9 protein-coding genes are annotated in these 7449 nt (G+C 63.2%); 8 read left to right on the plus strand and 1 reads right to left on the minus strand.

Annotated elements, in window-relative coordinates:
- Positions 1 to 110 precede the first annotated feature (110 nt).
- From NM961_RS23590 to NM961_RS23615, 8 genes are all read left to right on the plus strand, one after another.
- A complete protein-coding gene (locus NM961_RS23590) occupies positions 111 to 443 on the plus strand; it encodes a BON domain-containing protein (RefSeq protein WP_255916885.1) in 333 nt (110 codons plus the stop codon).
- A 9-nt stretch (positions 444 to 452) separates the two neighbouring features.
- A complete protein-coding gene (locus tag NM961_RS23595) occupies positions 453 to 707 on the plus strand; it encodes a hypothetical protein (RefSeq protein ID WP_255916886.1) in 255 nt (84 codons plus the stop codon).
- A 196-nt stretch (positions 708 to 903) separates the two neighbouring features.
- Positions 904 to 1206 (plus strand): helix-turn-helix domain-containing protein, encoded by a 303-nt coding sequence (locus NM961_RS24320; protein WP_369334905.1) that lies wholly within the window; start codon positions 904 to 906, stop codon positions 1204 to 1206.
- A 136-nt stretch (positions 1207 to 1342) separates the two neighbouring features.
- A complete protein-coding gene (locus NM961_RS23600; protein ID WP_255916887.1) occupies positions 1343 to 1978 on the plus strand; it encodes an RNA polymerase sigma factor in 636 nt (211 codons plus the stop codon).
- Entirely contained in the window at positions 1975 to 3027 is a 1053-nt protein-coding gene (locus NM961_RS23605) for a FecR family protein (protein ID WP_255916888.1), read from the plus strand. Before NM961_RS23600 ends, NM961_RS23605 begins: the two co-directional genes overlap by 4 nt.
- Before the next feature lie 48 nt (positions 3028 to 3075).
- Positions 3076 to 3756 carry a dioxygenase family protein gene (locus NM961_RS23610; RefSeq protein ID WP_255916889.1) on the plus strand — a complete coding sequence of 227 codons (681 nt, stop codon included), beginning with the start codon at positions 3076 to 3078 and terminating at the stop codon, positions 3754 to 3756.
- On the plus strand, positions 3753 to 4361 hold the full coding sequence (locus tag NM961_RS24325; protein WP_369334906.1) for a cytochrome b: 609 nt from the start codon (positions 3753 to 3755) through the stop codon (positions 4359 to 4361). Before NM961_RS23610 ends, NM961_RS24325 begins: the two co-directional genes overlap by 4 nt.
- A 707-nt stretch (positions 4362 to 5068) precedes the next feature.
- Positions 5069 to 5923: a hypothetical protein gene (locus NM961_RS23615; protein ID WP_255916890.1), complete on the plus strand. Its 855-nt coding sequence runs from the start codon at positions 5069 to 5071 to the stop codon at positions 5921 to 5923.
- Between the two features lie 326 nt (positions 5924 to 6249).
- Here the strand turns inward: NM961_RS23615 and NM961_RS23620 are convergent, their stop codons facing one another.
- Positions 6250 to 6660, minus strand: a complete 411-nt coding sequence (locus NM961_RS23620; protein WP_255916891.1) for a hypothetical protein — start codon at positions 6658 to 6660, stop codon at positions 6250 to 6252.
- Positions 6661 to 7449 lie beyond the last annotated feature (789 nt).

The following is a 7449-nucleotide window of genomic DNA, read 5'->3' on the forward strand; positions in this document are numbered from 1 at the left end:
TCAACAACACCCGATTGCTGGGGCCGATCGGCAACATCCCGCCGGCAGAAGCTGAGGCGGCCTACTATCGGCAAATCCGTGAGCTCGCCATGGCGGCGTGACTCACACCAATGAGTCTCCGGGATTCCCGGGGCGGTTCAGTCCGCCTGTTCCTCGCGGTCTTTCTGGCTGCGGTTTTCTTCCCCGCCGGCGCCGCGGCGCAGGGCAACCCGGCCGACAGCCGGAGTACCGACGAACTCACCGAAGCCTTGGCTCGGCGTCGGCTCGCGGCTGATGACCTGATGCCTTACCACCGCGTCGAGGTCAGCATCGCCGATGGGGTGGCCACCCTCACCGGCACGGCGCGGACACGCCAAGCCCGTGACGCGGTGGTCCGCGAGGTCGGGAAAGTCCGCGGCGTAACCTCGGTGAAGGACCGCATTGAGGTCGAGCCGACCCCCTGAGTACCGGACGTGTATTTCGAGCTGCAGCGCGTGGTCGCCCTGGTCGCCGAGGCCGCGGCTCCGCGTCGCCCCGGCTTCGACCCCTCCGAACGACTCGGCAACGAACTTCGCCGCGTCCTGGCCGCCCTTCCCCCCGAGGCCATTCCCCCCGACCTCAAGGCGGCCCTCTTGACTGGCGAAGCCGTGGGGCCTACAGCGGCTGAATGGCTGCCGCGGGTCCGACGTTGGCTCGCCGACGAATGCGCCCGGTCGGCACTCCCCTGATTCGGGCGTTTCTCGGTTGGTGCCCCGGCCGCATCCCGTTCGTGCGGCCGTTTCTTCGTCCGATCTACCCATCGTCCTCGCCCTCGCGGGTGCGCGGGGTCAAGGATGCCGTAACCCTATGAACAGGTACAAACGCCGATTTCAGGTACGCCGTTATCGACTTCTAACCTGCCGACCCACCAAGCGAGTCGGCGGCATGAAAAGGACCTCCCTGCACACCCCAGAGTACGCTGTCGTCGTTGGGCTGCTTCGGGACCTCAGGCTGGAAGCGGGCTTTTCTCAAGCGGAGGCCGCAGCGCGCGTGGATCGCCCGCAAACGTGGGTCTCTGCGCTCGAAGTCGGCGGCCGTGGACTCGACCTAGTCCACGTTCGGGAACTGGCCGCGGCGTATGGAGTGGACTTTCCCAGCTTTGCCCGACGGCTTGAAGAGCGTCTGAAAGCCCAACCCTACCGGCCGCCGCGCCGGCGTAGGGCGGATGCGGGCACCAATAAGACTTAGCGTTCCCGACCCTTCTACACTGCAGAAGAACTCCGCGAGAACCCGGCAGGTCAGAGCCTATTCTTAGCTCGGCGTTCTGAAAGCGTGTTTCTCCAAAGAACCCGGGGAGACCTCAGGGGCCGGGGAAGGGGCAGTAATGCGGCCAAGCCGCCTCACATTCGCGCCATTCCCGGTCGATGTTAACGTCTCGTGGCTCCCGAACGTCTGTACCCATCCGAAGACAGAGCCAGATCCCCTGGAACCGACCGAATCCATCGTCGCGCTAGTTGCCGACGCACGCCGTGGCCACGATCGTGCTTGGGATCGCCTGTTCCGCCGGTTTGCCCCGGTCGTGCACGGCATCCTTCTCGGCTCCGTCCCATTTACCGATGCAGAAGATCTAACACAGCACGTGTTCGAGACTGCGCTCGGTCACCTGCCTGGACTCCGCGACGACCATGCGTTTCCCGGCTGGCTGGCAAAGATTGCTCGGAATGCAGCGATGGATTTTCATCGCCGCCGGGGCCCAGTCACGGGCATCGAGTTCGAGGACGTGCCGGTGGCAGCCCGGCAGGAGGATCAGGTCGACGCCCAGCGCGTGCTGCAGATCATCCGCGGGCTGCCGGAGGCTTATCGCGAGACACTGTTGCTTCGTCTCGTGGAAGGACTCAGCGGCCCCGAGATCGCAGCAGCCACAGGACTGACCGAAGGCAGCGTCCGGGTGAACCTGCACCGAGGGATGTCATTACTGCGCGAAGCCATGGCGCTGCCGCGGAACGAGGAGGAACGGTGACCCAACTCGACGATGACTATCTGTGGAACAAGACTGGAACGTCCGACCCGGATCTAGCGAGGCTTGAACGCATGTTGGCGCCGGTGGCCTGGAACCCGGCGGTGGGTCCGCGTGTCCAGCCCGACCGAAACATCGACCGGCAAAAGGACCACCGACGTTCGCTGCGGTCCTGGTACCTAGCGACGGCATTGGCTGCGTGCGCGCTCGTGATCGCGAGCTGGCTGCAGTTGCGCCTGACGTGGCCCACGGACGCGGCGTGGGCGGTATTGGCATCGGAGGGGCAGGTCGACTGGTCGGGGGATCCAACAAATGGTTTGCAGGTCGGTGATGGCCTGACGACTGGCCCCGATGGCGAAGTCCGGCTTCAGGTGGCCCGGATCGGCGAGCTGAGCATCCGCCCGCAATCGACGTTGCGGCTCATCGAAACTCGATCGGGCCGGCACCGCGTGCAGTTGCTCGAAGGCGAAGTGCAGGCGCGCGTTTGGGCGCCTCCGCATCAATTCGGCATGGATCTGCCTGGGGTCGCCCTGTGGGACCTCGGGTGCATATTCACCGTGCGTACGAAAGCAGACGGGGATGGGCTGCTGACCGTCCAGAGCGGCTGGATCCAGTTGGAAGATGGGGTAAGGGAGGTCTTAGTGCCGGAGGGGGCGCAAGTGTTCCTCGCTTCGAACGGGAAAGTCGGGACGCCGCATCATGCCGCTGCCAGTCCCGCGTTTCTGGAAGCCTTGCGCCGGATCGATGAAGCGGCTGAAAACATCCCGCCGGATTCGCCGCTGTTGCAGCAACTGGCGACCGAAGCGCGAACGCAGGATGCAATCACTCTGATCACCTTGCTGAATCACCAGCCTCGGTGGGTCGACAGCCCGATCTTTCAGCGGCTCGGAGTGCTCTTCCCGGGTTCTGGCGTCACCCGCGAGGCGGTGTGGCAACGGGATCCCAAGGCGCTTGATGCATGGTGGGATGCTTTGCCGTATCCCCGAGTCAAGCATTGGTGGTGGCAGTGGCGGGACGCTTTGCCATTGGCTGATCCCGAGTTGCGGCGCTAACACTTGGGTTCCAGCGCGCGTCATAGGGTGATCCAACGAGGACGACACATGCGCCCAACCATTCTGCCCAACCTGTTCCTGCTCGCTGCGTTCTACGTATCGGCGTCAACAGCAGCCGCGGACTCCGATAACCATCCGCTCCGAGAAGTCCCCTTGATCGGATCCCCTTGCGAAGGCTGCGACGCAGCATTTGATGGCGTTCCCGATCAGAATCCGTCGCGCCTCTTCCTGGCGCGCCCCGACGAATCCGGCGAACCGATGACCCTTCAGGGCAGAGTGATCGACCCCTCCGGACAAGCAAGGGCCGGGGTAATCCTCTACGTTCACCAGACCAATCACGAGGGCCGTTATCCCGAACACGATGCGCCAGGCAACCTCGGTCGCGAAGCAAGGCGGCACGGCCGCCTGCGAGGCTGGGTGCGCAGTGATGCAGAGGGACGATACGCAATCGACACCTTACGTCCGGGAAGTTACCCCGACAGCAACATCCCGCAGCACATCCACATGCAGGTTATTGAACCCGGATGTTTCACCTATCTGATTGACGATGTGCTGTTCACCGACGACCCCAAACTCAGCCGCGCATACCGTGATCGATTCGACCGCGGTATGGGTGGTACGGGTGTCGTCACCCCGACCAAAGTCGACGGTCGATGGCGCGCAGAGAGGCTGGTCCGTCTCGGCGCAAACATCCCTGGATATCGACCCTGCGCTTCCAGATCGCGATGACCCGCCCAGCGACCTGGCACGTAACAATCCGATGGCTGCACACCATCATTGCGATCCTGCTACCGGCGCAGTGGTGCCTCGGATGGTTCGCGGAGCGGTCAGCAGGCAGAACCACCGAGCAATGGTTGTTCTCGATGCATTTCCAGCTCGGGGTTTGGATCCTGATGTTGGCTGCCCTGCGATTGACGGCGCGTTGGGCCACCCGCGACCCGGAAGCTACGCCCGGCCCAGTCTGGCGCCGCCGAAGTGCCACGCTGGTTCAGTGGCTAATGTACGCTTTGCTGTTCACGTTGCCTGCCAGCGGTTACGTGATTTGGATCTGGATGGAGGCCTCCAGAACGGTCTGGCCCGGGTTTGAGGTGCCGGCACTGTTCGTGCCCCCTGGCGACGACGAAAGCGGCCGCGCGATCGCCTGGTATATCCACGTCTACGGTGCCTGGATGCTAGCGTGCCTCGTCGGCTGCCACGCCGGCCCAGCCTTGTGGCATCAGTTCGTGCTTCGGGATAGGTTGGTTACAAGGCGGATGTGGCCTTGGGGTCGCCGCGAAGCGGCCTGGATGCACGGAAAGGAGTCGGGGATCAGCAAGCCCAACATAGAGAGTTGATCGGGAAAGCACAGAACTCCGCCGGAGTCGGCGGCTCGGCCTTAGGCTTGCCAATACTGTTCAGATTGCCGGTCTCGTTCGCCTGGGCTGTTTTTTGGCTTGGCGCACGCGCTTACTTGGTGGTCCCTGGCTCCTCGTGGAGCCTGAGAGCGGCAAGTCCCTGTCTGCTGCGAGTGCAGGCAACCTCTCAGGGGTTTGCATGCAAGGATGGTTGAGTTGGCGAGCCAATGCTCTGGGTCATTTCCGAGGCGCCCGTCGGAAATTTCCGATTCGGCGGTCCGGGCGTCTGCACTCCGCTCGGCCGAGGCGTTGAGACTTCACAGCCGGTCCCACGTGCGGGACTGGGCTAGCCGGGCTGCGCCTGGAGCAGCGCTCGGACGCTTTGCACTGCGCACACCAAGGCCCCCTGATGCCGGACGCTGGTTTTGCTGTATATCGATTTCAATCGGGCTCTGGCGGCACCTGAGGAAATCTGGGACACCCACACTCTCCAGAATTTCCCGATCCCAAGCGAAATCCGGGACACCCACACTCCAGATTTTTCCGACCCAATTCCCCAAGATTTCCTGTAGGCGACCACACACCCGCCGAGCCATGCTGCCTCCATGGCCCGCCCCCGCTCCCAACTTATCCCGTCGGAAGGTGCTCAAGGCTGCTACCACTGCGTCCAGCGGTGCGTGCGACGCGCCTTCCTCTGCGGTGAGGACGTGCTGACAGGCCAGAGTTTCGAACACCGGAAGGACTGGATCCGCGACCGGCTTCACCTGCTGGGAGCCTGCTTTGCCGTCGCCATTCACGCCTACGCAGTGATGAGCAATCACTTGCATGTCGTGCTGCAGATTGATGCTGCCGTTTCAGCGGCGTGGAACGACGAAGAAGTGGCGTCACGCTGGATCCGGCTGTTTCCGCCACGCGAGGATACGGATGAGGCGAGGGACGTGAAGCGCCAGGTGCTGCTCGCCGATCCAGCGCGTCTCGCGCTAGTGCGTGACCGGCTCGGTGATCTCTCGTGGTTCATGCGCTGCCTGGCCGAACCCATTGCGCGCCGCGCCAATCGGGAAGATCAGTGCGCAGGCAGGTTCTGGGAAGGTCGCTTTCGGTGCCAAGTGCTTTGTGACGAACGCGCGTTGCTCGCGGCCATGGCATATGTCGACCTTAATCCGATTCGCGCCGGCGTGGTGGAGCGGCTGGATGTGCCAACGCACACCAGTGCCAACGAACGTATCGACCTCGCGCGTTCCGGGCTGTCGCCCGGAGTGGTGCTGTATCCTGTCGCTGGAGTATTGCCAGTCTCGCTATCCCTCAGCACGGCCGACTACCTGCAGATTCTTGACTGGACGGGCAGGGCGCTGGCGCCAGGCAAGCGTGGTCGGATTGACGGGCAGGCTCCGGCGATCCTTTCGGTGGTCGACAAGGATGCGCAGCGCTGGACAATGCGTGTCCGCGGCTATAGCGGCGGCTGGGCGCGGGCTGTTGGTTGTGCGCAGGATCTCGTCGACCTGGCTGGGCGCATCGGACAGCGTTGGCTCCAGGGTGTTCGGTTGGCTTGGATGCTGAGCTAAGCAGCTGGTGTCGCGCAACGCGATCGCAGTAACGGTGCTGCTCTAGTAGGAAATCGTGCGCGGGGAGTCCGTGCTGCGTCAGCTTAAGGGGAGTGAGGTCTTCATCGTCCTTGGCGAGACCGGACGGCTCGTTTGCTGTGCTCCCCGCGACTTGGCGATGAAGCGGCCGCGGAATTGTTGGCTGAATTGTTTGGGTGTCCCAATCCAATCCCAAATCCAGTCTGCTTGCTCAGCGCGCCCTGGAAGCGGCAGCGAGATTGCTCCTGACCGATGTGGGTGTCCTAAGTTGAGGTTGAGGTTGTACGAAAACGAATCCGGCCCTTGTTTCATCGGCCGCTGCGGCGGGCTGCGCCGCCGGATACCACACGGGCTGCGCGTGCCGACACTAGCCCGGCGATGGCCCCGCACAGTACGGCGATGGACGCCGACGCATACAGAGGCAAAGTTCCGGAGCGGGTCAGGGGCGGCGTCCAGCAGGCCAGCAAAACAAACGCGACAGCGCAGCCGAAGCCGGAAACGAAGCTGCGCGGCGGCGTTGCGTGGTGGCCAAGAAGTTTTGTGGATACTACAAATGCACTGGTTTCGAGCATCGTAGCGGCCAGCCCGAAAAGCAGGCCGGCCTGGAAGGTGCCTTGGCTGCCGTAGGCGTTGTCGAACTGGCCCAGCACGAAAACGCGAAGAGCGAGGACTGCCGTCCAGGTGAGGAACGCTGTACTTGAAAAGGCGACCAAGTTCATTGGCTATCGCATGTCAGGCGGTACCGCGCCGCGTTGGCTGACAGGATAAGCCCTGCGGCGACGTTCCGTCGTGATCGCGTGGCGCTCGGCGCTTGGGTCTTGCTGTGCCACGGGTTGGTATGGTGCCCGATGTGTGCTTGCGCGGTGCGCTGGCGCCGCACCGGACGCAGGCTCATGTGGTGTGCGCCGCCAGCGAAGATTCGAGACCGGCTCTGGTTGCTTGTCGGGAAGTCTGGGACACCCACATTCCGGAATTTTCCGATCCCACTTCGCTGTATTTCCGCTCTTTATCTACTCCACGGAAATTCGGGACACCCACACTCCCGCGCAGTCAGTCCAGCGGGTGGGCGAAGCCTGGGACACCCACACTCCGGAATTTCGGGGCACCGGCCCAGCCGATGCCCCGCCGATTTCGGGACACCCGCACTCCAGAATTTCCGACAGTCGTATTGATCTATCCGCGTCAGGTCCGACTACGAGCGTCAACTTCTGCCCGCTGTGTTGATCCGGAAATCCGTACGGAAATCTGGGACACCCACGCTCTCCAGAATTTCCCCGGAAGTTCGGGACACCCACGCTTCAGAATTTTCGGCGGAAGTTCGCACCCATGCTTCGGCGGGGACACCCACTCTGAAGTTCGGGACACCCACGCTTCAGAATTTTCCGCCCAATTCGCCCGGATTTCCTGTCGCCGACCGCTTGCTCGGCGAGCCATGCTACCTACATGGTCGTCGAAGTCCGGAACACCCGCGGGATTCCTCGATAGCGTGTATGTCGAAAATGGCGATC

The organism is Tahibacter harae, from assembly GCF_024437735.1.
In the GTDB taxonomy this organism is placed as follows: Bacteria; Pseudomonadota; Gammaproteobacteria; order Xanthomonadales; family Rhodanobacteraceae; genus Tahibacter; species Tahibacter harae.